Raw genomic sequence first — 22851 nt, forward strand, 5'->3', positions numbered from 1 at the left:
GTGTTTCGTTCCTCCCGGATTAGACAGCCGAAGCTGCCATATCAGCCAATCGCTTCCAGCACAGCCTCGCCCAGCTGCGCGGGGCTTTCGGCCACGACGATGCCGGCCGAGCGCATGGCTTCGATCTTGTCCTCGGCACCGCCCTTGCCACCGGCGACAATCGCGCCCGCGTGGCCCATGCGGCGGCCCGGAGGGGCCGTGCGGCCTGCGATGAAACCAGCGGTTGGCTTTTTGCGGCCCTTCTTGGCCTCATCCGCCAGGAACTGCGCAGCTTCTTCCTCGGCTGAGCCACCGATCTCACCGATCATGATGATCGATGTGGTCTCGTCGTCGGCCAGGAACCATTCCAGCACGTCGATATGCTCGGTCCCTTTGATCGGGTCGCCGCCGATGCCTACACAGGTGGACTGACCCAGACCTACATCGGTGGTCTGTTTGACGGCCTCATAGGTCAGGGTGCCCGAACGCGACACAACGCCGACCGAGCCGCGCTTATGGATGTGGCCGGGCATGATGCCGATCTTGCAGGCATCGGGCGTGATGACACCGGGGCAGTTCGGGCCGATCAGGCGCGACTTGCTGCCTTCCAGCGCACGCTTCACCTTCATCATGTCCAGAACCGGTATGCCTTCGGTGATGCAGACGATCACCTCCATCTCGGCATCAATCGCTTCGAGGATCGAGTCAGCCGCGAAGGGCGGAGGCACGTAGATTACCGAGGCGTTGGCTTCGGTCACATGCTTGGCCTCGTGGACCGAGTTGAACACGGGCAGGCCCAGATGCTCCATCCCGCCTTTGCCGGGGGTCACGCCGCCGACCATCTTGGTGCCATAGGCAATGGCCTGTTCGCTGTGGAATGTACCTTGCGAGCCGGTAAAGCCCTGACAGATCACTTTGGTGTTTTCGTCGATGAGGACTGCCATTTTGTCCCTTTCTCTAGGCGGTGTTGGATTGATTAGGTTCAGTCGCCGGCAGAACATGCGGCGCATAGGATATTTTCTCGAGCGTGGCACGGCCCAGGGCCAGATTGGCCGTGGTACGCAGCCCGCTGCTGATTTCAGCAATGCCACGCCGGATCTTTTGCCGGACCAATGGCCAGCCTGTGGGCCGACTGCGGGGTGCCCCCATATTGTATTCGCCGGGGGCTTCGTTGCCCTGTTCGACCATGGCCGGGATCACCTGATAGATGTTGGTCTGACGCGCCGCAGCCGAAGCTGATGGATTGAACAAAAGCCCGTCCAACGTGATGTCATAGGGTTTCTGCGCCAGAAAATGCTGCGCCGCTTGTCGCGTCAGCGCGTACGCCGCGCCCCCGGGATGACGCGATCGCATCAGGCGCAGTTCGCGCCCCAGATGGATCAAGCGCTTGCGCCCAAGCGCGACATAAAGCTTGGTGCTGCGCCAGCGTTCAAACCGGACGATATCAGCATCCGCGGGCCACCAAGATGGGTCATTCAGCCAATCGGCCAATTCCGGGCTCAGGAACACGTCATCCTCAAGGATCAACGCTTGTTCAGCGCCCGAGGCGATCAATGCCTCCCACGCTTTGGCATGGCTGAGGGTGCAGGCCATGTCCTTGGTGTGGAAATAGCCCCACGGCCCCTCGGCCTTGCACTCGCGCAGGAAATCCTCGCGGGTGGCGGCGTCGCAATCAACAGCATTAACGCGCGTCGCTGACAGGCCTGCCTTTTGCAGCTCCTGCTCCATCAAACGCGCCCGCCCTGTGGCGCGTTCAAGACCTATGAGGAAGATGGGGATGGTCATGCGTTTAAGTTTTTCAGGCAGATCAGACAGCCCACACCAAAGGCGATCTGGTCGTCAGGCTGATAGCGCTCCGACGGATCGTTTTGATGTTTTGGTCGATTAGGACTGCCATTCCTTCGTGCTCCTGTTTGGGTTAACTCGCCTGCGTGGCGCTATTCATAAGTGTTGATAAGGTTTTGCCCGGTGGGGAAAAACGCCCCAAGCAGTTCGTAGTCTGCTTGTGTATGTCGCACCAAAAAATCTTTGGATTCCTTGGATAAATCCTCGAAACGTGGCGGCGTAGTGCTGCTGGAATTTCTGCGACCAATGTGAACGGTAGTGTTCAGCCTTTCAGACAAATCAGCAGCCAGCCTGTCTAATTCGGACGTCGTATAAACAGCGTCGAAGAAGCCAATATCTTGCCCCAGAAAAACATCAATGGGACAAGTATGGAGATACATTACACGGCTTACGTCACAATATTTGTCATAGTCTCGTATGAACTCTTCTATCGTCGGGTTGGTCTTGAAACCTTTGAACGGTTGCTGATTTCGCATTCCGAACAATTTGCCAATCAGCTTGTTCTGATGCTCCGAACCGACAGGTACTTTTTTTAGGTCCTCAAAATCGTGCACACGATTTTGGTAACCAGACAGAAACCGTTTTATTGGATCGCGAACAACTGCAAAACTCCAATAATCGCGGGCTTTCTCAAAATCGCTCTGTCGGACTGGCCTGGTCGGATAGCGGGGATGGAGTTCCGTGATCTTTCCATCCCACTCATTACCAGTCTCGATTTTATAAAGGACATGCTTAATGGATGTTCCAGCAGCTTTGTGGACACCAAAATAAGCAATGTTGTATTTGTCGAGAAAAGCAACCATTCGAGACTTACTATCCCTTAACCGCTTTCACGATCTTCTCGGCGCCGTCTTTCAGGTTGTCTGCCGCGATCACGTCGAGGCCAGAGGTGTTGATGATCTCTTTGCCTTTTTCGACATTCGTGCCTTCCAGACGCACGACCAGCGGAACCTGCAGGCCGACCTCTTTCACCGCGGCGACAACGCCCTCAGCAATCACATCACAGCGCATGATGCCGCCGAAGATGTTGACCAGAATGCCTTTGACGTTCTCGTCCGAGGTGATGATCTTGAACGCCTCGGTGACTTTCTCTTTGGTTGCACCGCCGCCCACGTCGAGGAAGTTTGCAGGCTCTGCACCATAGAGCTTGATGATGTCCATGGTGGCCATCGCCAGACCCGCGCCGTTCACCATACAGCCGATCTCACCGTCCAGCGCGATGTAGTTCAGGTCATATTTGCTGGCTTCCAGCTCCTTGGGGTCTTCCTCGGTCGTGTCGCGCAACTCGGCGATGTCGGGGTGGCGGTAGACCGCGTTGCCGTCGAAACCGACCTTGGCATCCAGCACTTTCAGGTCGCCGCTGTCCGAAACGATCAGCGGGTTGATCTCCAGCATTTCCATGTCCTTCTCGACGAAGGCGTTGTAGAGCTGGTTCATCAGTTTGACGCATTGCTTGACCTGTGCGCCTTCCAGACCCAACGAGAAGGCGATGCGGCGGCCGTGATAAGGTTGGTATCCGGTGGCCGGGTCGACCGAGAATGACAGGATTTTCTCGGGCGTCGCAGCGGCGACTTCTTCGATGTCCATGCCGCCTTCGGTCGAGCAGACAAACGAAATGCGGCTGGTCTGGCGGTCTACCAGAAGGGCTAGGTACAGTTCACGTTCGATGCCCGAACCAGCTTCGATGTAGATGCGGTTGACTTGCTTGCCTGCGGGGCCGGTCTGATGTGTGACCAGAGTACGGCCCAGCATCTTCTTGGCTTCCTCAGCCGCTTCCTCAACCGATTTGGTCAGACGGACACCGCCTTTTTCACCGGCGTCGGCCTCTTTGAAAGAGCCTTTGCCGCGCCCGCCTGCGTGGATCTGCGCCTTGACCACCCACAGGGGGCCGTCCAGTTCACCGGCTGCGGTTTTGGCTTCTTCGGCGCGCAGCACGGCGCGACCATCGGAAACCGGAGCGCCATAGCTGCGAAGAAGAGCCTTGGCCTGATATTCGTGAATGTTCATCGAAATTGTCCCGTCTGACTGCGTTTAACCGTTATAGGGGTGTCTAGCGGGCAAGTTTAAAGGGTTTTTTGACGGCAAAGAGGATTTTAGTGAAGATTTTCGCCATTTGTGATCACGGCTTTTTAGGGTGTGATCACAAAATTTGCCGCGTGATCGATTGATTCGAAAATACAGTGCAGGCACCGGAAATCACATTCAAAAAAAAGGATTTGCGACGTTTGCGCCAACATTCGCGACCCTGATTGATCTGGGCAAAAGAAAACCGGCCCAGAAATGGGCCGGCTTTTAGCCTGAGAATTTGTGCTGGTTTAAGCCAGCGAGCTGTCGATGCCTTTGCAAGCGTCGATCAGGCCCTTAACGGCGTTGACCGAGTTGTCGAAACCGGCTTGTTCGTCTTCGTTCAGTTTGATGTCGACGATACGTTCTACGCCACCTGCACCGATTACGGTCGGGACGCCAACGTACAGACCGTCAACACCCAACTCACCACTGCAGTAGGCAGCGCAAGGCAGAACGCGTTTTTGGTCTTTCAGATAAGCTTCGGCCATTTCGATTGCCGAAGTGGCAGGCGCGTAATAAGCGGAACCTGTTTTCAGCAGGCCAACGATTTCGGCACCACCGTCACGGGTGCGCTGAACGATGGCGTCCAGCTTCTCTTGCGTGGTCCAACCCATCTCAACCAGATCGGGCAGTGGTATACCGGCTACGGTCGAATAGCGCACCGAAGGCACCATGGTGTCGCCGTGACCACCCAGAACGAAAGCGGTGACGTCGCGCATCGAAACATTGAATTCTTCCGATAAGAAATGCGCAAAGCGCGCCGAGTCCAATACGCCTGCCATGCCGCAAACCTTGTTGTGCGGCAGGCCCGAGAATTCGCGCAGCGCCCAAACCATTGCGTCCAGCGGGTTGGTGATGCAGATCACGAAGGCATCGGGTGCGTGAGCGGCGATGCCTTCACCGACCGACTTCATGACTTTCAGGTTGATGCCCAGCAGGTCATCGCGGCTCATGCCTGGCTTGCGGGCCACACCAGCGGTCACGATGCACACATCCGCGCCAGCAATATCGGCATAGTCGCTTGTGCCCTTCATCGAGGCGTCAAAGCCTTCGGATGGGCCGGATTCTGCGATGTCGAGCGCCTTGCCCTGCGGCAGCCCGTCAGCGATGTCAAACAGGACTACGTCACCCAGTTCTTTGACAGCTGCAAGATGCGCAAGCGTGCCGCCGATGTTCCCCGCGCCGATCAGCGCAATCTTGGGTCTGGCCATTTGGAATATCTCCGGTCGGTTTTGAAATCGCGGTCGTGCTAGTCGCTAAAACGGCAATAGGCAAGGGTTCTGCGACGTGGCATACAACCGCATACCGTTTGCAGAGCCCGGTGTGGTTGCGCTAAAGGGCCTTTGAGACAAGCCAAAACCGGAACCGGCGCATGTTCGAATTAAACCTGATGTTTTTTGCAGTGGCGATCCCTGCGGTGGTTTTTGCGGGCATATCAAAGGGAGGTTTCGGCTCGGGTGTGGCCTTTGCGTCTTCGTCGATTCTGGCGCTGATCCTGGAACCCGGGCAGGCCCTGGCTCTGATGCTGCCGATCCTGATGGTGATCGACGTGGCCACGCTGGGCCCCTATTGGAAGCGGTGGAGTTGGCCGGATTCCCGCCTGCTGATTTTGGGCGCAGTACCGGGCGTCGCGCTGGGTGCTTGGCTGTATAAGGCAACGGATAATGATCTGTTGCGACTACTGATCGGTGGCATTTCGGTCGGTTTCGTTATTTGGCACATTGCACAGACCAGAGGCTGGGTGCGTGGATTTGCCAATCGCCTGCCACCGTCGGCCGGGCTTTTTGCCGGATTGGTCGCCGGTTTCACCAGTTTTGTCAGTCATGCAGGAGGTCCGCCCGCCGCGGTATACCTGTTGTCCCAAAAACTGTCGAAGACCGAGTTTCAGGCCAGCACTGTGCTGGTTTTTTGGGTTATCAACATCACAAAGTTTGTGCCTTACGCGTTTTTGGGTTTGTTCACATGGCACACGGCGCTGGCCGACATGTTGTTGACACCCTTTGCCATTCTAGGCGCGTGGCTTGGCGTTCGAGCGCATTTCATGATGTCTGAGCGCCTTTTCTTTGGAATTGCCTACGTGTTGCTGACCTTGACGGGCAGCAAACTGATCTGGGACGCGCTTACGTAATCAGGCGTTCGGCGGCAGGGCGTCCGCGACTTCCTCATAGGCCTGACCGGAGGCCACCAAGCACGTGATTCCGTTTGGCAAGGTCACCGTGATCGTCCAACTGCCGCTTTCGCCCGAAGCGAAGAGCTCCATAACCGCGCCTTGCCGGGCCAGCCCAAAGCCCCTGCGTTCTTCGCCATAGATTTCATGCAATCGCTTCAGTACATCCTCTCGCGGCGCACAATTCTGGCCCTGAGCCTGCACCTGCTGTGCCGCCAGAACCATGATCCCCAGACCCATTGTCATCTTAAGCAGTGTCTTTTCCATCCCGTAGCCCTTTCGATTCCATCTGTTGCTCAGGCTGGGGCGGAGGCGACGAAATTCGGTTAAGGCAAAGCACGTTGCGTCGCTTTTGCTGCGCTGCGGCAAATTTCTTCTTGAACTTTCCGGCAAAAAATGCCCCATTCCGCGCAACTTTATTTCAATGGGAGTGGTCCATGGATCCTCGTCAGCGCCCCTATCGTTCGGTTCTTTACATCCCGGGTTCGAGAGACCGGGCACTGGACAAGGCCCGCACTCTGCCTGTGGATGCGATTATCTTTGATCTGGAAGATGCGGTCGCGGCGGACGAGAAGGAAAATGCACGCGAAACGCTCAAGGCGGCTTTGGCGGCTGGTGGTTATGGCGCGCGGGTCAAGATCGTGCGGATCAACGGGTTGGACACCGAATGGGGTCGTGCTGATGCAGAGGCGGTGCGCGGCATGGATGCCGACGTTGTCCTTCTGCCCAAAGTAAACTCGGCAGCCGACGTCGATGCTCTGGCTGCAATTACCGGAGATATGCCGATCTGGGCCATGATGGAAACGCCGCGCGGGATGCTCAACGCGCCTGAAATCGCAGCCCATCCCCTGATGGCCGGGTTCGTGATGGGCACCAATGATCTGGCGAAGGAACTGCAAACTCGTTTTCGCCCTGACCGTCTGCCACTTATGACCTCGCTGGGCCTGTGCCTGCTGGCTGCCAAGGCCGAAGGTCTGATCATCGTTGATGGCGTTTATAACGCGTTCAAGGATGGCGAAGGTCTGGCCGCAGAATGCGCGCAGGGTCGTGACATGGGTTTTGATGGCAAAACACTGATCCACCCCGCACAGGTCGAGATCACAAATGCCGCCTATGCGCCGTCTGACGCCGAGATCGATCTGGCCCGACGCCAGATCACGGCGTTTGAAGAAGTTGAAGCGCAAGGGCAGGGTGTTGCTGTCGTCGATGGCAAAATTGTTGAGAACCTGCACGTTGCAACAGCCCGCGAAATTCTGGCAAAAGCAGAGGCAATTTCAGCTTTGCAAGCGGGGTAAGCCAGCATGGGCTTTGTTCTTCTGATCCTTGGCGTGGCGCTGTGGTGGGCGGCACATCTGTTCAAACGCGTCGCACCTGAACGTCGAGCCGCGATGGGCGACGGGGGTAAAGGCGCCGTCGCTTTGGCCCTGGTCGCGTCGATCCTGCTGATGGTCTTCGGCTATCGTATGACCGATTTCATCTTTGTCTGGGCGCCGCCGACATTCCTGATCCACGTCAACAACCTGTTGGTGCTGATCGCGATCTACATGATGAGTCCTGCCGGTACAAAGGGACGGTTGTTGAACAAGCTGCGTCATCCGATGCTGGGCGGTTTCAAGCTGTGGGCCTTTGCGCATTTGCTGGTGAACGGCGATTTGGTGTCGATCATCCTGTTTGGTGGACTTCTGGCCTGGGCCGTGGTCGAAGTGATCGTGATCAACAAGTCCGAGCCCGAATGGACACCGGCTGAGCCTGGCACTTACGGCAAAGACGCGATGTTCTTTGTGGCTTCAATCGTGCTGCTGGGGATTATCGGTTATATCCATGGGCTGGTCGGTCCGTCTCCTTTCGGCTCATAGGGACCTGATAGATGGCAAAACTCTATCGTTTGTTGACCGAGGAAGACACATCGGCCTTCTGCCACAAAGTGTCTGACGCGCTGGCCAAAGGGTGGGAGCTGTATGGCGACCCGTCCTATGCCTTCGACATAGCAAACAACGTTATGCGTTGTGCGCAGGCCGTGACCAAAGAGGTCGAGGCGGACTATTCCCCTGAAATGAAACTGGGACAGCAGTAATGGCAAAAACAAATCCGGGACGTTTTTTCGAGGATTATTCCGTCGGGCAGGTGCTGCAACATGCGGTACCGCGTACAGTGACCGAGGGAGAGCGCGGCTTGTATCACGCGCTCTATCCTGCGCGTCATGCCCTGTATTCGTCGGACGAATTTGCCCGGGATTGTGGTTTGCCGGAGAGCCCGATTGATGATCTGGTCGCCTTCCATCTGGTTTTCGGCAAAACCGTGCCGGATGTTTCGTTGAACGCGGTTGCCAATCTTGGCTACGCCGAGGGCCGCTGGCTGAAACCTGTGTACGCTGGAGATACCCTGCGCTCTGTGTCCGAGGTGATCGGGGTCAAGCAGAACTCCAACGGAAAAACTGGCGTCGTATGGGTGCGCACACGCGGGCTGAACCAGTTGGACGAGGTTGTGCTGGAATATGTTCGTTGGGTTATGGTGCGCAAAGCAAATGTCGACGTGCCGGCGCCCGAAACAGTTGTTCCCGAGTTGAAAAAGGTTCTTGATCCGCAGGATCTAATCGTGCCCGAGGGTCTTGATTTCTCGAATTACAATTTTGCTTTGGCGGGTGAGCCGCACCGCTGGGGCGACTACGACATCGGTGAGACCATCGACCATGTGGACGGTGTCACCGTGGAAGAGGCAGAGCACATGCTGGCCACACGCCTGTGGCAAAACACGGCCAAAGTGCATTTCGACCTGACGTTCCGGCCCGAAGGCAGGCTGATCTATGGAGGTCATGTTATTTCGATGGCGCGGACCCTGTCGTTCAATGGCTTGGCAAATGCGCAGATGATCGTTGGCCTGAACGGCGGCGCACATGCAAACCCTTGTTTTGCAGGAGATACCATCAAGGCGTGGTCCGAAGTTCTGGACAAAGCGGAAACCGGCGTACCAGGCGTGGGTGCGATTCGGCTGCGATTGGTGGCAACCAAAGGGGGCGCTCCGTTTGCATTGAAGAACGACGAGGGACGGTATTTGCCCGATGTTCTTCTGGATCTCGATTATTGGGCGCTTATGCCGCAATAAGAGTTCTGACGGTTATGTGAACCACTTGCGTGTTAGCCGTGCTAGGTTTGCACCATGCACTTTCTGCGCGCGATATCGGCCGGCGTCTGCCTGGCCCCGGCGGCTCAGGCCTGTGATCTGGCTTTGGCCTTGGCTGTGGATGTGTCCGGCTCGGTCGATAGCAGCGAATATCGGATCCAGATGGACGGGCTAGCTACCGGACTGCGCGACCCGATTGTATCCGAAGCTTTGGTGCAGGGGCAGGCACAGTTGATGCTGGTACAATGGACGGGGTCGTCGCGTCAGCAGATAACGATCCCTTGGACCCGTATCGACAGTTTCGCAGCTTTGGATCGGTTTGCGGATCAAGTTTCTGCTGATCCGCGTATCTGGCGGAATTTTTCAACCGCGATTGGGGAAGCGCTTCAAACAACGCTCGATTCATTCGAGCCGGTTTCCCACTGCGCCCGGCATCTGATCGATTTGTCAGGTGACGGGGTATCCAATGAAGGGGTCGAGCCGACGCAAGTTCACGCGGCCTTGCGAGATCGAGGCGTTGTGGTCAATGCCTTGGCCATAGAGGAAAGCGAACCGGATCTGACGGCCTATTTCTTTGAGAATGTCATCGTGGGTGAGGGTGCTTTTGTCGTTTCGGCAGCAGGGTTCGCGGACTATCCGGAACGAATTCGCAGAAAACTGCTGCGCGAAGTGACGCAGCAAACCGCAGAGCTGAAGTGACATGACAAAAGATTCGTGATCACATCCGTTTGCCTTTGAAAACGCTAACATTGATAATGAGGAATATAATATGTGATCACAACATTATTTTGTGTGATCACATATGGGGAATATCAACTGATTTGACGTGAATTTGCTGTTTTTTGCAACCGCAGCACGTGACAGTGTCGCAAAAAACAGTAAAACGTTCGGTAGCCAACCGAAAAGGAGCCGCCATGGCCGATGTAAATCGGGGCAACCGCCCACTTTCGCCGCATCTGTCGATCTATCGTCCTCAGCTGACGTCGGTCACTTCCATCCTGACACGCATCACTGGTAACGCACTCCTACTGGCGGCGTTGTTGATTGTTTGGTGGTTTCTGGCCGCAGCAACCTCGCCCGAGGCGTTCGCCGTGGCGAATGGCGTGATTACCTCGGTGCTTGGGGATCTGGTTATGGCTTTGTCCGTTTGGGGCCTGTGGTATCACACGCTGGCGGGCGTGCGGCATCTGATCTGGGACAACGCGGTTGGCTTGGACCTTCCCACAGCGACCAAGCTGGGTTGGGCCGTCGTCATCGGATCGGTTGTGTTGACCCTTCTGACCCTTGTCATCGTCGCGTGATTGGAGGCCTGACATGCGTTATCTGACCGACCGCAAACGCGCCGCTGGCCTTGGCTCGGCAAAATCCGGCACAGCCCATTTCTGGGCGATGAAAGTCAGCTCGGTGGCGTTGCTGATCCTTGTGCCTTTGTTTGTTTTTACATTTGGCCCGGTTCTGGGTCAGCCGTTTGATGTGGTTCTGGACTACTATTCACGTCCCTTCCCCGCGATTGTTGCAGCGTTGACGCTGGCAGTTGGCTTCAAGCACTTCGCAGACGGTGCGCAGGTGATGCTTGAGGACTACGTTCACGGCACGCTCGAAAAGGTCCTGATTATTCTGGTGACTTGCCTGTCTTATGGCGCGGCAGCGGCTGGCATTTTCGCCATCGCGCGCATTGCCCTTTAACTCCCGGAGCTGAAAGAAATGGCTGCATACGAATACGAAACGCATGACTATGACGTGGTCGTTGTCGGTGCCGGTGGGGCCGGTCTGCGGGCGACCTTGGGCATGGCGGAACAGGGATTGCGCACCGCGTGTGTAACAAAGGTTTTCCCAACCCGTTCGCACACAGTGGCGGCTCAGGGTGGTATCGCGGCGTCCTTGTCGAATATGGGCCCGGATCACTGGCAGTGGCACATGTATGACACGGTCAAAGGGTCGGACTGGTTGGGTGACACCGACGCGATGGAGTACCTCGCGCGCGAAGCGCCCAAAGCCGTGTACGAATTGGAGCATTACGGCGTGCCCTTCAGCCGCACCGAAGAAGGCAAGATCTATCAGCGCCCATTCGGTGGTCATACGACTGAGTTTGGCGAAGGCCCCGCTGTACAGCGCACCTGTGCTGCCGCCGACCGGACCGGTCATGCGATCCTGCACACGCTGTATGGTCAATCGCTGAAAAACAACGCCGAGTTCTACATCGAATATTTCGCCATCGACCTGATCATGTCCGAGGATGGGCAATGTCAGGGTGTCGTCTGCTGGAAGCTGGACGACGGCACGATGCATGTCTTCAACGCCAAGATGGTTGTTCTGGCGACAGGCGGCTATGGCCGGGCATATTTCAGCGCGACTTCGGCCCATACCTGTACCGGTGACGGTGGCGGTATGGTGGCCCGCGCAGGTCTGGCCCTGCAGGATATGGAGTTCGTGCAGTTCCACCCGACCGGCATCTACGGCTCGGGCTGTCTGATCACCGAAGGTGCGCGCGGCGAGGGTGGCTATCTGACAAACTCGGAAGGCGAGCGGTTTATGGAGCGTTATGCGCCCCAGTACAAAGACCTCGCGCCGCGTGACTATGTCTCGCGCTCGATGACAATGGAGATCCGTGAAGGTCGGGGTGTCGGTGCGGAAGGGGATCACATCCACCTGAACCTGTCGCACCTGCCTGCCGAAGCTTTGGCCGAGCGTTTGCCGGGTATCTCGGAAAGCGCAAAGATCTTTGCGGGTGTCGACGTAACCAAGGAACCAATCCCGGTTCTGCCGACTGTTCACTACAACATGGGTGGTATTCCGACCAACTATTGGGGTGAGGTTCTGAACCCCACCGCCGACGACCCGACGGCCGTCGTTCCTGGCTTGATGGCTGTGGGTGAAGCGGGTTGTGCCTCGGTCCATGGTGCGAACCGACTGGGATCTAACTCGCTGATCGACCTCGTGGTGTTTGGCCGCGCGGCCGCGATCCGCGCTGGTAAAGTCGTTGATGCCGAAGCGCCGAACCCGGTTCTAAATCAGGCGTCGGTCGACAAAGCCTTTGATCGGTTCGATGCGGTCCGCAACGCCAACGGTTCGGTCGCGACCGCGGACTTGCGGCTTGAGATGCAGAAAACCATGCAGGCGGATGCAGCCGTGTTCCGTACGGCCAAAACAATGGCTGAAGGCGTCGAAAAGATGACCGCGATTGCTGCCAAAATGGACGATCTGAAAGTCACAGACCGTTCGTTGGTCTGGAACAGTGATCTGATGGAAACTTTGGAACTGACAAACCTTATGCCCAACGCGCTGGCGACCATCGTCGGTGCTGAGGCGCGTAAGGAATCCCGTGGCGCCCACGCGCATGAGGATTTCAGCGAGCGTGACGATGAAAACTGGCGCGTGCATACGGTCAGCCGCGTTGACGGCAACGCAGTTGAGCTGAGCTATCGCCCGGTCATCGTTGATCCGCTGACGACCGAGGAACAGGGCGGTATCAGCCTTCAGAAAATCGCGCCCAAAGCGCGGACGTTCTAAGGGCAGGGAAAGCAGGCAATGACGCACAAGCGCCAAATACCCGTGATCCTGATGCAGGCAATCAGCCTGCGGATGGCGCGTGCGTGGTGCTTGTCATGACGGTCGAAGTTTTGAAGTCGGGGTCAAGCGATCCAAAGATAATCCTGATCGGGTTGAATCGCTGTGCGACGACCTCGTTTCACAAGCTGTTCCATAACAGCGGAATCCCATCCGTGCATTGGGAAGATGAGCAAGGCCAAAACCTTGCGCATCGCATGATGACCAATATTGCCATGGGGCGCAGGCCCTTGGATGGGTTCGGCGCGGTAAGGGCCTTCACCGACATTGCCTTTGTCAATTCGCGCTTCATGCTGGACGGTTCGCGTTTCTTTCGCGAGCTGCACGCGGCTTATCCAAGCGCATACTTTTTGCTGAACACGCGCAATCGCGAGGATTGGATCAACTCAAGGGCCAGCCATTCCGGTGGTGGCTATCTGGAGCGATGCTGCAAGGCCAACGGACAGACAGCTAATGAGGTGAAACAGGGTTGGGCGCATATGTACGATGTGCACCACACCGAGGTCGAAACCTATTTCGACGGAAATCCTCGCTTCCTGCGCTATGATATCGACAAAGATGACCCACAACGAGTTGCGGACTGGCTCTCGCCGGATTTCGACGTGAACATTGCCCACTGGGGGCATTATAATCGAGGGGCGTCTGATCGCGCCCGGACAGGCTGAAAGGCGGCCTTGTGCTGAATGGAGAATTGACATGGTTCAACTGACCCTGCCCAAGAATTCCCGGATTACCACCGGCAAGACCTGGCCCAAGCCGGACGGTGCCACCAATGTGCGCAAGTTCCAGATCTATCGCTGGAACCCCGATGACGGTCAGAACCCGCGTGTTGATACCTATTTCGTCGACATGGATACATGCGGCCCGATGGTTCTGGACGCGCTGATCAAGATCAAGAACGAGATCGACCCAACGTTGACCTTCCGCCGGTCTTGCCGCGAAGGCATCTGTGGCTCTTGTGCGATGAATATCGACGGGATCAACACGTTGGCCTGCATTTACGGCATGGACGAGATCAAGGGCGACGTGAAAATTTATCCGCTGCCGCATATGCCGGTGGTCAAGGACCTGATCCCTGATCTGACCCATTTCTATGCGCAGCATGCTTCGATCATGCCTTGGCTGGAAACCAAGACCAACCGTCCCGCGAAGGAATGGAAGCAGTCGATTGAGGACCGCAAGAAACTGGATGGTCTCTATGAATGCGTGATGTGCGCCAGCTGCTCAACCTCGTGCCCCAGCTATTGGTGGAACGGTGACCGGTATCTTGGCCCCGCCGCGTTGCTGCATGCGTATCGCTGGATTATCGACAGCCGCGATGAGGCCACAGGCGAACGTCTGGATGAGCTGGAAGATCCGTTCAAGCTGTATCGCTGTCACACCATCATGAATTGCGCCAAGACCTGCCCCAAAGGTCTGAACCCGGCCAAGGCGATTGCTGAAATCAAAAAGATGATGGTCGAACGCGCTGTTTAAGCGCCACTGCGTTTTGCGATAAACGCATGCCCAACTTGCAAAATTAGGCGATGCGGCCTTGGCTGCGTTGCCTTATTTTTTGGGCAGGGAGGAGTGATGAGATTAAGCCAGGATCACTCCAATGAGCAAAGACACTTCCAAACAAAAAACCGACGCCCAAGAAGCGTTGGAACTGCTTGAGCAGGCATGGGCGTATTACGTGCCAGAACCCGTGAAAGCTGACAAAGAACCTGAGTTGTTCGAATACGCAAACGCAGCCTGATACGGGCCGTAAGACTTGAACTACGACTGCTAATCGGCAAAGCAAGGCAATGCCTGTTCTTCTGCTTCTGTTGGCGGCCGGTGTATTAGGCTATTTTGTCTGGCGCGCCCGTCATTCTACGCTGACGCGTAATTGTCGGTGGCGCCAAGACAAAAGCCATGGTGTCTGGCGGTGTAGCTTCTGCGGCGCTGAAATCACTTCTCAGGAACAGCCTTTGCGGTGTTCGAGGGCGCGCGACAACTAATTATCTGCTTTTCGCAGGCAGAGTTATGCGCCAGTCTGCATCGCATGACACGTTCTGAACGCCCTGTCCCCGTTCCCGAAGATGCTGAGGCGCGTCGCGCGCTGGCCCCCGTAATCTGCTACCCGAACGACGCATTACCGCGACCTGATGTGTCGTGGATGCGAACCCTGCGCCAAGGCGCAATCAAAACCGGCGAGGTTCTGGTTCCCCCGCGCGATGCGCGCTGTTTTGAGGTGCCGGCAGGGCATTTCTTTCGAATTACGTCCGTCGAAGGCCCACAGGTCGGTGATTTGAACATATGGAACCGCAATGACCTGTCCGAACGGTTCTATTCAGGTAAAACCCGCGCCTTGCATGGAACGCATCTGACCACCGGAGAACAGATGTGGTCCAGTTTTCCCCATCTGCGCCCTATGGCCACGATCATTGAAGACACACTGGAATGGTACGGAATCGACGTCTTTGGCGGGTCGGTCCATGACGTTATTGGTACGCGGTGTGATCCGTATACGGGCAACCTGTTGTCGGGTACGCAATACCACCACTGCTGCCATTCAAACCTGACCCGCGCGCTTGCGGATCATTTGGATCTTCCGCTGACCGAAGCTGAACTTGCAGTGCATGACGTGCTGAATGTCTTTATGTGCACCGGGTTTACCCGCGATACGGGTCAATATTTTATGAAGGCCTCACCTGTGCGCCCCGGTGATTATCTTGAATTCTTTGCCGAAATTGATCTGCTTGGCAATCTGAGCGCCTGCCCAGGCGGGTATTGTTCGTCCGAGCATTCCTCGGACACGGCGGCCTGTTTCCCGCTGCTGGTCGAAACATTCGCACCCGCTGAAGGTGATTTGAAAGGTTGGGAAAGCCCGGCGCGCAATGGTTATGATCGCACGCATGGGCGATAAATCCGACAGGCACCTGGTGGTGCCTGCCATTTGTCAGGTGTTCGGGAAAGCCGCCTGAAGGGCGATTTCCACCATGTCACCAAAGCTCCGCTCGCGCTCAGACGACGGCAGAGCTTCTCCGGTCAAAAGGTGATCGGAAACAGTGAGTACAGCCAAAGCCCTGCACTTGTGGCGTGCCGCCAAGATGTACAGTTCTGCGGCTTCCATCTCGACGCCCAGAATGCCGTGACGCACCATCTGTTCGTTCAGGTCCGGGCGCTCGTCATAAAAGACATCGGACGAGTAGATTCCACCAACATGCGTTGGCGTCCCCTTTGCCGCTGCTGCCGCTGCCGCAGAATGCAACAACCCCCAATCAGCACAGGGGGCAAAGTTCAACTCTTTCATGATGCCGCGCGACGGAGTGCTGAGCGTGGTAGATGTCATCGCCAGAATAACGTCGCGCAGTTTCACACTGTCCTGCATGCCGCCACATGAACCGATACGGATTAGAGTTTTTGCACCGTAATCACGGATCAATTCATTGACGTAAATGGAAAGAGAGGGCATCCCCATGCCGCTGCCCTGAATCGTTACAGGATGTCCTTTCCAATTGCCGGTAAAACCAAGCATTCCCCGAACGTCATTGACCTGTTTTACATCGGTCAAAAAAGTCTCTGCAGCCCATTTTGCCCGATAAGGGTCTCCGGGCAAAAGAACGGTTTCTGCGATTTCGCCTTTTTCGGCACCAATGTGAATGGTCATTTGTTCAACTTACCCTGATCAAATTTCCAATTCAGAAATATCGGATCCCGCATTTAAGGCGTCATGCACCCATTGGGGTTTGCGCCCACGACCTGACCACGTCTGGTCCGGGTTCGACGGATTGCGATATTTCGCTTTCGTTTTAGGCGCTTTTCCGCCACGAGGCGCGTCGCTGGACAATTCAGACAGCGAAAAACCAAACTCTGCCGCTGCTTTTTCAGCAGCCTTCAAAGCCGCACTCCGCTCGCGTTTTTCGGCGCTTACAAGCGCTTTGTCTATATCGTCACGTAAAGCCAACAGCTCTTTTCGCGACATTTGTTCGAGATTGATCCCCATCAGTCTTCTCCGATTGAATTAGAATACGGTGCGTATTGGCGCGCACCGTATTTCCAAAAACAGGATTATTCCATCCCAAAGATTTAAAGGACAGAAACGGGGAAAAAAGAAAGAAAAGGCTCAGTTATTCTGCAGCAAGTGTTTTGGGGTCTGCCAAAACAACGATATCGCCCATAATTGCGTTCAATTCAAAGTTTTTAGGGGTGTAAACCTTGGCCACCCCCATGGCTTTCAATTTTTCGGCATCTTCATCGGGAATAATCCCGCCGACCACAACTGGAATATGGGACAGCCCTTCTTTTTGCAGACGCGCCAATACATCTTCGACCAGTGGCAGGTGGCTGCCGGATAGGATGGACAGGCCGATCACATGCGCGTCGTCTGCGCGCGCAGCTTCCACGATTTCCTCTGGGGTTAGGCGGATGCCTTCATAGCTGATGTCCATGCCGCAATCACGGGCGCGGAAGGCGATCTGTTCAGCGCCGTTGGAATGGCCATCCAATCCCGGTTTGCCAACCAGGAACTTGAGACGACGGCCCAGTTTGTCACTGACCGCGTCGACCGCAGCGCGCAGATCGTCCAACCCTTCGGTTTTGTTCGAAACCGAGCCTGAAACACCGGTTGGGCCACGATAAGTACCGTAGACTTTGCGCATCTCTTCCGCCCATTCGCCTGTGGTGACGCCCGCCTTGGCGGCGGCAATGGACGGCTCCATCACGTTTGCTCCGGTTTTCGCGGCCTCCCGCAACGCGGCCAGGGCATTTGCAACAGCCGAGTCGTCCCGTTCAGCGCGCCAGGAGTTCAGGCGGTCGATCTGTTCCTGTTCCACCGCCGGATCGACAACCATGATGCCGCCATCTTCGGTCTGCAAAGGTGAAGCTTCACCTTCGATCCATTTGTTCACACCAACAACGACGGTTTCGTTTCGTTCAATACGGTTCAGCCGATCTGCGTTTGAGTCCACCAGGCGGGATTTCATGTACTCAATCGAGGCCACCGCGCCACCCATCGAATCAAGGTTCGCCAACTCGGCCCGCGCGCCTGTCTTCAACTCTTCGACCTTGGCATCGACGGCGGGGTTGCCATCGAACAGGTCGTCGAATTCCAGCAGGTCGGTCTCATAGGCCAGGATTTGCTGCATCCGCATCGACCATTGCTGATCCCAGGGGCGCGGCAGCCCAAGCGCCTCGTTCCAGGCAGGCAATTGCACCGCACGCGCACGCGCGTTTTTCGACAGCGTCACGGCCAGCATTTCGATCAGGATGCGATAGACGTTGTTTTCAGGCTGTTGTTCGGTCAGACCCAACGAGTTAACCTGCACCCCATAGCGGAATCGGCGGAATTTCGGATTCTCGACACCATAGCGTTGTTGCAGAATCTCATCCCAAAGATCAACAAATGCGCGCATCTTGCACATTTCGGTGACAAAGCGGATGCCCGCGTTCACGAAAAACGAAATACGGCCACACAGGGCTGGGAAATCCTCTGCCGGAACGCGCGGGTGCAATTCATCCAACACCGCGATGGCGGTGGCCAACGCATAGGCCAGTTCCTGTTCTGGTGTCGCGCCCGCTTCCTGCAGGTGGTACGAACACACATTCATCGGGTTCCACTTGGGAACGTTGGTATAGCAATACTCGGCCACGTCCGCGATCATCTTAAGCGACGGTTTGGGCGGGCAAACATAGGTGCCGCGGCTCAGATATTCCTTGATCAGGTCATTTTGCACCGTGCCCTGCAATTTCGACACATCTGCGCCTTGCTCTTCCGCGACAGCGATATACAGCGCCAATAACCATGGGGCAGTGGCGTTGATCGTCATCGAGGTGTTCATCTGCTCAAGCGGGATCTGGTCGAACAGAACCCGCATGTCGCCCAGATGACAAACGGGAACGCCCACTTTGCCGACTTCACCGCGTGCCAATGTGTGGTCGCTGTCATAGCCCGTTTGCGTGGGCAGATCGAAAGCCACGGACAGGCCGGTTTGCCCTTTCGCCAGGTTCCCCCGATAAAGTGCGTTCGAGGCTTTGGCCGTGGAATGACCGGCATAGGTTCGGATGAGCCAAGGGCGATCTTTCTGCGTCTGCGTCATAGGGGGCCTCGTGTTTCAGTGGGCAATAAAATTACGTCTTGAGGTTCTAAAGCGCAATTTTCGGGATATGTCAATTCGCTGCGTTGCGGCATCCTTCAATTGTTCAGATTGTGGGCAGTTGCGATTGGTGGCAATGTGCCGCCATGACGCAAACCGTGGAACTTCCGCTTTGGCTTTTCCTGCTGATCGTGGTCTTTGCCATGGTCACTTTTGCTTCGCATTTTCTGTTTCCTTCAGTGCGATGGTTTTTTCGCCGTAGATTGGAACGCGCCGTTTCGCGCCTGAATCAAAGGCTTCAACGTCCCATTCAACCGTTCAAGCTGGCGCGGCGTCATGACATGATCCAGCGGCTGATTTACGACCCTCAGGTCGGGCAGGCGGTTCAACAACACGCGCAGGACGAAGGCATTCCCGAGGCAGTCGCCTTTGAAAAAGCGCGCCGCTACGCGCGCGAGATTGTCCCGTCGTTTTCTGCCTTTGCCTATTTCAGCTTTGCCATTCGGCTCGCCCGTCTGCTGAGCAATACGTTTTACGAGGTCCGACTCGGGTACAAGGACGAGGCTGCGATCAAGAACATCGACCCGGATGCGACCGTGGTTTTTGTGATGAACCATCGCAGCAATATGGACTATGTGCTGGTGACCTATCTGGCGGCACAGCAGTCGGCCTTGTCTTATGCTGTCGGAGAATGGGCGCGCGTTTGGCCGCTAAGCCGTTTGATCCGCGCAATGGGGGCGTACTTCATTCGACGCAAATCAGGCAGTGAGCTCTATAGGCAGGTGTTGTCCTGCTATGTGCGCCACGCGACCGAAGCGGGTGTGACGCAAGCCATGTTCCCGGAAGGCGGTTTAAGCCTGACTGGCGCACTGGGTCGCCCAAAACTGGGTTTGCTGAAATACATTATGGACGGAACTTCGCCTGAAGGCCGCGACGTCGTATTCGTTCCTGTGGCGTTGAATTATGATCGAGTGCTTGAAGATACCATCCTGACTCGCGCGGCTTTGGGGTCTGAGCGTCGGTTTCGCGCTCGGATTGGCGTAATCTCGCGCTGGATCCTCAAGCAGATCTGGCGGCGCTTGATCGGGCGGTACAAGCGGTTTGGCGTTGCCTCTGTGCGATATGGGGTGCCCATTTCGCTAAAGGAATTTCGCGTCGTGAATGATGACGATGTCATGACGGATCTGGCCCGGGAATTGATGCAACGCATCGGGCAAGCGATCCCGCTGGTTCCGGCCCCTGCGGCGTGCCTGTTGTTGCAACAGAAAGGTTCTTCATCTGAAAAGGTCGTTCGTTCCCAAATACTTTCTATGCTGGCCGAAGACGGCCATGCGTCAGACCAAGACGAAGCGGCGGTTGAAAATGCCCTGAATCAGTTGGTCGAGCGCAGGATCTTAAGCCGCCAGGGGGACAATCTGGCCCTTTCAGGTCAAAGAGAGGATTTGCTGGAGTACTATGCAGCCTCAGCCCCAAACCACAGGGATTCTGAGAATACTGCGCTTGCGAAATAACTTTCTGCATCTGCTGGGTCATAAAATTACAAATATGAACCAAAAACGGTTGCATTATTACTCAGTGGTCAATATTCACAGTCTGTGAAGCACGCGATTCTGCGTTGCGGCAATGATATTGAGAATAGGAGGCCAGCATGGCTTTGGACACCGAAAGCGGTATCGCGTCGTACGAGGCACCCGAAAAGGACCTCTATGAAATGGGTGAGATCCCTCCGATGGGATTTGTCCCCAAGCAAATGTATGCTTGGGCCATCCGCAAGGAACGCCACGGCGAGCCGAACACTGCAATGCAACAAGAAGTGGTCGACGTACCCGAACTGGACAGCAACGAGGTGCTGGTTCTGGTGATGGCAGCTGGCGTAAACTATAACGGTGTCTGGGCCGCCCTGGGTCAGCCAATCAGCCCGTTTGATGGCCACAAAGCCCCCTATCACATTGCCGGTTCGGATGCGTCAGGCATTGTCTGGGCCGTTGGCGATAAGGTGAAGCGCTGGAAAGTCGGCGACGAAGTTGTCATCCACTGCAACCAGGACGATGGCGATGATGAAGAGTGCAACGGCGGCGATCCGATGTACTCGACCAGCCAACGGATTTGGGGTTATGAGACACCAGACGGCTCTTTCAGCCAGTTCACCCGCGTTCAGGCACAACAACTTATGCCGCGCCCCAAGCACCTGACCTGGGAAGAAGCTGCGTGCTACACACTGACGTTGGCGACCGCTTATAGGATGCTGTTTGGCCACGAGCCGCATGATCTGAAGCCGGGCCAGAACGTTCTGGTATGGGGCGCGTCCGGCGGTCTGGGTTCCTATGCGATCCAGTTGATCAACACGGCCGGTGCGAATGCGATTGGTGTAATCTCGGACGAAAGCAAGCGCGATTTCGTTATGGGATTAGGTGCCAAAGGCGTGCTGAACCGTAAAGACTTCAACTGCTGGGGCCAATTGCCCACGGTAAACACGCCGGAATATGCCGAATGGTTCAAAGAAGCCCGCAAGTTCGGCAAGGCGATTTGGGACATCACCGGCAAGGGCAACAACGTGGATATGGTGTTTGAACACCCCGGTGAAAGCACGTTCCCGGTCTCGACCTTTGTTGTCAAAAAAGGTGGTATGGTCGTGATCTGCGCCGGTACAACAGGTTTCAACTGTACCTTTGATGTGCGCTACATGTGGATGCATCAAAAGCGCCTGCAAGGATCGCACTTTGCGCACCTCAAACAAGCGGCTGCTGCAAACAAGCTGATGGTTGAACGTCGCCTGGATCCCTGCATGTCGGAGGTGTTCACCTGGAACGATCTGCCAGAGGCGCACATGAAGATGCTCCGGAACGAACATAAGCCGGGGAACATGTCTGTCCTTGTTCAAGCGCCCCGCACTGGCCTGCGCACCCTTGAAGAGGTTCTTGACGCAGGCTGACCCCCATTTGGGTTGTAGACAAAAAACGCCCGCGAATCGCCTTGCCGGTTCGCGGGTGTTTTGCGTTTTGACAAAGCCTTTCGGACTTTCAAACACTTACATTTTCGTCCCCCGCCATTTTTGGGGAGTAGAAACCGGTGAATAGGTCGAAAAAGATCATACATGTTATGGTTGTGTTAACGCTTCGTTAACTGTTTCAGAGAGACCCTAATGGCGCAGAATGAGTGGATATTGGACGTATTGTCGGACCTCAATGCTTTCGCCGTTGCGAACGGGTTGAGCGCGCTTGCCGAGCAGCTGGATGACACAAGGCTGATCGCGGCGGCCGAGATCGCGTCCCTGAAGAACGAGGCACGAGCGCCCGCGGATGGGAACAGAAGTCGAATTGGGTCAAATCCTTCAGGATTTGGAAAACACCAACACGCTTGAAGAGCTCAGCAATGTTGCAGAGCAATTACGTGGTATTCTTCAGGTCGAACATCTGACCTATCACTGGGTCGATGGTGCTGGCGATCAGTACGGTTACACCACATATTCAGATGCTTGGGACGAACGCTATCGGGACAAGAATTACCATCGTATTGATCCGGTTATTCTTGGGTGTTTCCAAAGATTTCATCCGGTTGACTGGAAATCTCTGGACTGGTCGAGCAGGATTGCAAAGTCCTTTCTTGAAGATGCCAGAAACCACGGTGTTGGCAATCAGGGCTATTCCATTCCGATCCGGGGCCCGAACGGGCAGTTTGCCCTATTCACAGTAAACCACAGTTGCGATGATCGGACCTGGCAGCGCTTTATTTCCACCTTCGGGCGAGACTTGATCCTTGTTGCGCATTTTATCAATCGCAAAGCGCTTGAGTTCGAAGAGGACAGGCAGCCGGATTCCAAGCGTAATCTGTCTCCACGGGAAATTGACGCGATCACCCTTTTGGCTTTGAGATACAGCAGGGCTCAAGTGGCGCATTCTCTGTCGATATCAGAGCATACGCTGCGGGTTTATATCGAAAGCGCCCGATCCAAGTTGGGCGCTCATAACACAACTCATGCAATCGCAACCGCACTTAGCCGAGGCTTAATAGTGGTTTAAGGCCAGCGCGCACCCCACACGTAATATT

At 55.9% G+C, this 22851-nt stretch carries 25 protein-coding genes; 16 read left to right on the top strand and 9 right to left on the bottom strand.

The genetic code is table 11. The features are described 5' to 3' along the window. Nucleotides 1-41: 41 nt before the first annotated feature. The 5 genes from sucD to mdh all read right to left on the bottom strand — a co-directional run bounded on the left by sucD (nucleotide 42) and on the right by mdh (nucleotide 5102). Nucleotides 42-923, bottom strand: coding sequence for a succinate--CoA ligase subunit alpha (sucD, locus tag GOV85_RS13990; RefSeq protein ID WP_171093685.1), 882 nt, complete (start codon nucleotides 921-923; stop codon nucleotides 42-44). Between the two features lie 13 nt (nucleotides 924-936). Beyond that, nucleotides 937-1764, bottom strand: a complete 828-nt coding sequence (locus tag GOV85_RS13995; protein ID WP_171179130.1) for a glycosyltransferase family 25 protein — start codon at nucleotides 1762-1764, stop codon at nucleotides 937-939. Between the two features lie 152 nt (nucleotides 1765-1916). Further along, complete coding sequence (locus GOV85_RS14000; RefSeq protein WP_171179133.1) at nucleotides 1917-2627, bottom strand: sulfotransferase family 2 domain-containing protein; 711 nt, start codon at nucleotides 2625-2627, stop codon at nucleotides 1917-1919. 10 nt (nucleotides 2628-2637) lie between these two features. Further along, on the bottom strand, nucleotides 2638-3831 hold the full coding sequence (gene sucC, locus GOV85_RS14005) for an ADP-forming succinate--CoA ligase subunit beta (protein WP_171179135.1): 1194 nt from the start codon (nucleotides 3829-3831) through the stop codon (nucleotides 2638-2640). Between the two features lie 308 nt (nucleotides 3832-4139). Then, nucleotides 4140-5102: a malate dehydrogenase gene (gene mdh / locus GOV85_RS14010; RefSeq protein ID WP_171093679.1), complete on the bottom strand. Its 963-nt coding sequence runs from the start codon at nucleotides 5100-5102 to the stop codon at nucleotides 4140-4142. 161 nt (nucleotides 5103-5263) lie between these two features. Here mdh and GOV85_RS14015 point away from each other — a divergent pair, with 161 nt between their 5' ends. Beyond that, nucleotides 5264-6019, top strand: coding sequence for a sulfite exporter TauE/SafE family protein (locus GOV85_RS14015; protein WP_171179137.1), 756 nt, complete (start codon nucleotides 5264-5266; stop codon nucleotides 6017-6019). Here the strand turns inward: GOV85_RS14015 and GOV85_RS14020 are convergent, their stop codons facing one another. Further along, nucleotides 6020-6325, bottom strand: a complete 306-nt coding sequence (locus GOV85_RS14020; RefSeq protein WP_171179140.1) for a hypothetical protein — start codon at nucleotides 6323-6325, stop codon at nucleotides 6020-6022. 170 nt (nucleotides 6326-6495) lie between these two features. Between GOV85_RS14020 and GOV85_RS14025 the strand changes: the two genes are divergently transcribed. From GOV85_RS14025 to GOV85_RS14080, 12 genes are all read left to right on the top strand, one after another. After that, a complete protein-coding gene (locus GOV85_RS14025; RefSeq protein ID WP_171179142.1) occupies nucleotides 6496-7353 on the top strand; it encodes a CoA ester lyase in 858 nt (285 codons plus the stop codon). A 6-nt stretch (nucleotides 7354-7359) separates the two neighbouring features. Continuing rightward, nucleotides 7360-7914, top strand: a complete 555-nt coding sequence (locus GOV85_RS14030) for an NnrU family protein (RefSeq protein ID WP_171179144.1) — start codon at nucleotides 7360-7362, stop codon at nucleotides 7912-7914. Nucleotides 7915-7925: 11 nt separating this feature from the next. Beyond that, the gene (locus tag GOV85_RS14035; protein ID WP_171179146.1) at nucleotides 7926-8132 is read left to right on the top strand and encodes a DUF1737 domain-containing protein; all 207 of its coding nucleotides are present in this window, start codon (nucleotides 7926-7928) and stop codon (nucleotides 8130-8132) included. Then, nucleotides 8132-9160 carry a MaoC family dehydratase gene (locus tag GOV85_RS14040; protein ID WP_171179148.1) on the top strand — a complete coding sequence of 343 codons (1029 nt, stop codon included), beginning with the start codon at nucleotides 8132-8134 and terminating at the stop codon, nucleotides 9158-9160. The genes GOV85_RS14035 and GOV85_RS14040 overlap by 1 nt, the downstream gene beginning before the upstream one ends. A 54-nt stretch (nucleotides 9161-9214) precedes the next feature. After that, a complete protein-coding gene (locus tag GOV85_RS14045) occupies nucleotides 9215-9877 on the top strand; it encodes a DUF1194 domain-containing protein (protein ID WP_171179150.1) in 663 nt (220 codons plus the stop codon). Nucleotides 9878-10092: 215 nt separating this feature from the next. After that, nucleotides 10093-10479, top strand: coding sequence for a succinate dehydrogenase, cytochrome b556 subunit (sdhC, locus tag GOV85_RS14050; RefSeq protein ID WP_170346368.1), 387 nt, complete (start codon nucleotides 10093-10095; stop codon nucleotides 10477-10479). Between the two features lie 13 nt (nucleotides 10480-10492). After that, nucleotides 10493-10864, top strand: coding sequence for a succinate dehydrogenase, hydrophobic membrane anchor protein (sdhD, locus tag GOV85_RS14055; protein ID WP_050604070.1), 372 nt, complete (start codon nucleotides 10493-10495; stop codon nucleotides 10862-10864). Between the two features lie 18 nt (nucleotides 10865-10882). Continuing rightward, a complete protein-coding gene (sdhA, locus tag GOV85_RS14060) occupies nucleotides 10883-12688 on the top strand; it encodes a succinate dehydrogenase flavoprotein subunit (RefSeq protein WP_171179152.1) in 1806 nt (601 codons plus the stop codon). Between the two features lie 95 nt (nucleotides 12689-12783). Further along, complete coding sequence (locus GOV85_RS14065) at nucleotides 12784-13410, top strand: sulfotransferase (protein WP_171179154.1); 627 nt, start codon at nucleotides 12784-12786, stop codon at nucleotides 13408-13410. A gap of 31 nt (nucleotides 13411-13441) precedes the next feature. Beyond that, nucleotides 13442-14221, top strand: coding sequence for a succinate dehydrogenase iron-sulfur subunit (locus GOV85_RS14070; protein ID WP_152456842.1), 780 nt, complete (start codon nucleotides 13442-13444; stop codon nucleotides 14219-14221). A 121-nt stretch (nucleotides 14222-14342) separates the two neighbouring features. Continuing rightward, nucleotides 14343-14483, top strand: a complete 141-nt coding sequence (locus GOV85_RS14075; protein ID WP_171179156.1) for a hypothetical protein — start codon at nucleotides 14343-14345, stop codon at nucleotides 14481-14483. A 288-nt stretch (nucleotides 14484-14771) separates the two neighbouring features. Further along, on the top strand, nucleotides 14772-15635 hold the full coding sequence (locus GOV85_RS14080; protein ID WP_171179158.1) for a DUF1989 domain-containing protein: 864 nt from the start codon (nucleotides 14772-14774) through the stop codon (nucleotides 15633-15635). A 33-nt stretch (nucleotides 15636-15668) separates the two neighbouring features. Here the strand turns inward: GOV85_RS14080 and deoD are convergent, their stop codons facing one another. The 3 genes from deoD to GOV85_RS14095 all read right to left on the bottom strand — a co-directional run bounded on the left by deoD (nucleotide 15669) and on the right by GOV85_RS14095 (nucleotide 18807). Then, nucleotides 15669-16379 carry a purine-nucleoside phosphorylase gene (deoD, locus tag GOV85_RS14085; protein WP_171179160.1) on the bottom strand — a complete coding sequence of 237 codons (711 nt, stop codon included), beginning with the start codon at nucleotides 16377-16379 and terminating at the stop codon, nucleotides 15669-15671. Between the two features lie 18 nt (nucleotides 16380-16397). Further along, nucleotides 16398-16715, bottom strand: coding sequence for an H-NS family nucleoid-associated regulatory protein (locus tag GOV85_RS14090; RefSeq protein WP_171179162.1), 318 nt, complete (start codon nucleotides 16713-16715; stop codon nucleotides 16398-16400). Nucleotides 16716-16839: 124 nt separating this feature from the next. Beyond that, on the bottom strand, nucleotides 16840-18807 hold the full coding sequence (locus GOV85_RS14095; protein ID WP_171179165.1) for a protein meaA: 1968 nt from the start codon (nucleotides 18805-18807) through the stop codon (nucleotides 16840-16842). A gap of 143 nt (nucleotides 18808-18950) precedes the next feature. On the opposite strand from GOV85_RS14095, the gene GOV85_RS14100 reads away from it, so the two are divergent. The 3 genes from GOV85_RS14100 (at nucleotide 18951) to GOV85_RS14110 (ending at nucleotide 22823) form a co-directional block, all read left to right on the top strand. Beyond that, entirely contained in the window at nucleotides 18951-20315 is a 1365-nt protein-coding gene (locus tag GOV85_RS14100; protein WP_171179167.1) for a 1-acyl-sn-glycerol-3-phosphate acyltransferase, read from the top strand. A 137-nt stretch (nucleotides 20316-20452) separates the two neighbouring features. Next, complete coding sequence (gene ccrA, locus GOV85_RS14105; RefSeq protein WP_171179175.1) at nucleotides 20453-21736, top strand: crotonyl-CoA carboxylase/reductase; 1284 nt, start codon at nucleotides 20453-20455, stop codon at nucleotides 21734-21736. A 367-nt stretch (nucleotides 21737-22103) separates the two neighbouring features. Next, nucleotides 22104-22823, top strand: coding sequence for a LuxR family transcriptional regulator (locus tag GOV85_RS14110; protein ID WP_171179177.1), 720 nt, complete (start codon nucleotides 22104-22106; stop codon nucleotides 22821-22823). Nucleotides 22824-22851: the final 28 nt, after the last annotated feature.

The organism is Ruegeria sp. HKCCA4633 (assembly GCF_013034605.1).
Taxonomy (GTDB): Bacteria; Pseudomonadota; Alphaproteobacteria; order Rhodobacterales; family Rhodobacteraceae; genus Ruegeria.

What these genes read in the sequence shown, in the direction of transcription:
- ccrA (WP_171179175.1), top strand. Translation starts at nt 20,453, where the DNA reads ATGGCTTTGGACACCGAAAGCGGTATCGCGTCGTACGAGGCACCCGAA.
- mdh (WP_171093679.1), bottom strand. Translation starts at nt 5,102, where the DNA reads ATGGCCAGACCCAAGATTGCGCTGATCGGCGCGGGGAACATCGGCGGC.
- GOV85_RS14080 (WP_171179158.1), top strand. Translation starts at nt 14,772, where the DNA reads ATGACACGTTCTGAACGCCCTGTCCCCGTTCCCGAAGATGCTGAGGCG.
- GOV85_RS14030 (WP_171179144.1), top strand. Translation starts at nt 7,360, where the DNA reads ATGGGCTTTGTTCTTCTGATCCTTGGCGTGGCGCTGTGGTGGGCGGCA.
- GOV85_RS14065 (WP_171179154.1), top strand. Translation starts at nt 12,784, where the DNA reads ATGACGGTCGAAGTTTTGAAGTCGGGGTCAAGCGATCCAAAGATAATC.
- GOV85_RS14045 (WP_171179150.1), top strand. Translation starts at nt 9,215, where the DNA reads ATGCACTTTCTGCGCGCGATATCGGCCGGCGTCTGCCTGGCCCCGGCG.
- GOV85_RS14035 (WP_171179146.1), top strand. Translation starts at nt 7,926, where the DNA reads ATGGCAAAACTCTATCGTTTGTTGACCGAGGAAGACACATCGGCCTTC.
- GOV85_RS14075 (WP_171179156.1), top strand. Translation starts at nt 14,343, where the DNA reads ATGAGCAAAGACACTTCCAAACAAAAAACCGACGCCCAAGAAGCGTTG.
- sucC (WP_171179135.1), bottom strand. Translation starts at nt 3,831, where the DNA reads ATGAACATTCACGAATATCAGGCCAAGGCTCTTCTTCGCAGCTATGGC.
- sdhC (WP_170346368.1), top strand. Translation starts at nt 10,093, where the DNA reads ATGGCCGATGTAAATCGGGGCAACCGCCCACTTTCGCCGCATCTGTCG.
- GOV85_RS14095 (WP_171179165.1), bottom strand. Translation starts at nt 18,807, where the DNA reads ATGACGCAGACGCAGAAAGATCGCCCTTGGCTCATCCGAACCTATGCC.
- sdhA (WP_171179152.1), top strand. Translation starts at nt 10,883, where the DNA reads ATGGCTGCATACGAATACGAAACGCATGACTATGACGTGGTCGTTGTC.
- GOV85_RS14110 (WP_171179177.1), top strand. Translation starts at nt 22,104, where the DNA reads ATGGGAACAGAAGTCGAATTGGGTCAAATCCTTCAGGATTTGGAAAAC.
- GOV85_RS14020 (WP_171179140.1), bottom strand. Translation starts at nt 6,325, where the DNA reads ATGGAAAAGACACTGCTTAAGATGACAATGGGTCTGGGGATCATGGTT.
- sdhD (WP_050604070.1), top strand. Translation starts at nt 10,493, where the DNA reads ATGCGTTATCTGACCGACCGCAAACGCGCCGCTGGCCTTGGCTCGGCA.
- GOV85_RS14025 (WP_171179142.1), top strand. Translation starts at nt 6,496, where the DNA reads ATGGATCCTCGTCAGCGCCCCTATCGTTCGGTTCTTTACATCCCGGGT.
- GOV85_RS14040 (WP_171179148.1), top strand. Translation starts at nt 8,132, where the DNA reads ATGGCAAAAACAAATCCGGGACGTTTTTTCGAGGATTATTCCGTCGGG.
- GOV85_RS13995 (WP_171179130.1), bottom strand. Translation starts at nt 1,764, where the DNA reads ATGACCATCCCCATCTTCCTCATAGGTCTTGAACGCGCCACAGGGCGG.
- deoD (WP_171179160.1), bottom strand. Translation starts at nt 16,379, where the DNA reads ATGACCATTCACATTGGTGCCGAAAAAGGCGAAATCGCAGAAACCGTT.
- GOV85_RS14000 (WP_171179133.1), bottom strand. Translation starts at nt 2,627, where the DNA reads ATGGTTGCTTTTCTCGACAAATACAACATTGCTTATTTTGGTGTCCAC.
- GOV85_RS14100 (WP_171179167.1), top strand. Translation starts at nt 18,951, where the DNA reads ATGACGCAAACCGTGGAACTTCCGCTTTGGCTTTTCCTGCTGATCGTG.
- GOV85_RS14090 (WP_171179162.1), bottom strand. Translation starts at nt 16,715, where the DNA reads ATGGGGATCAATCTCGAACAAATGTCGCGAAAAGAGCTGTTGGCTTTA.
- GOV85_RS14015 (WP_171179137.1), top strand. Translation starts at nt 5,264, where the DNA reads ATGTTCGAATTAAACCTGATGTTTTTTGCAGTGGCGATCCCTGCGGTG.
- GOV85_RS14070 (WP_152456842.1), top strand. Translation starts at nt 13,442, where the DNA reads ATGGTTCAACTGACCCTGCCCAAGAATTCCCGGATTACCACCGGCAAG.
- sucD (WP_171093685.1), bottom strand. Translation starts at nt 923, where the DNA reads ATGGCAGTCCTCATCGACGAAAACACCAAAGTGATCTGTCAGGGCTTT.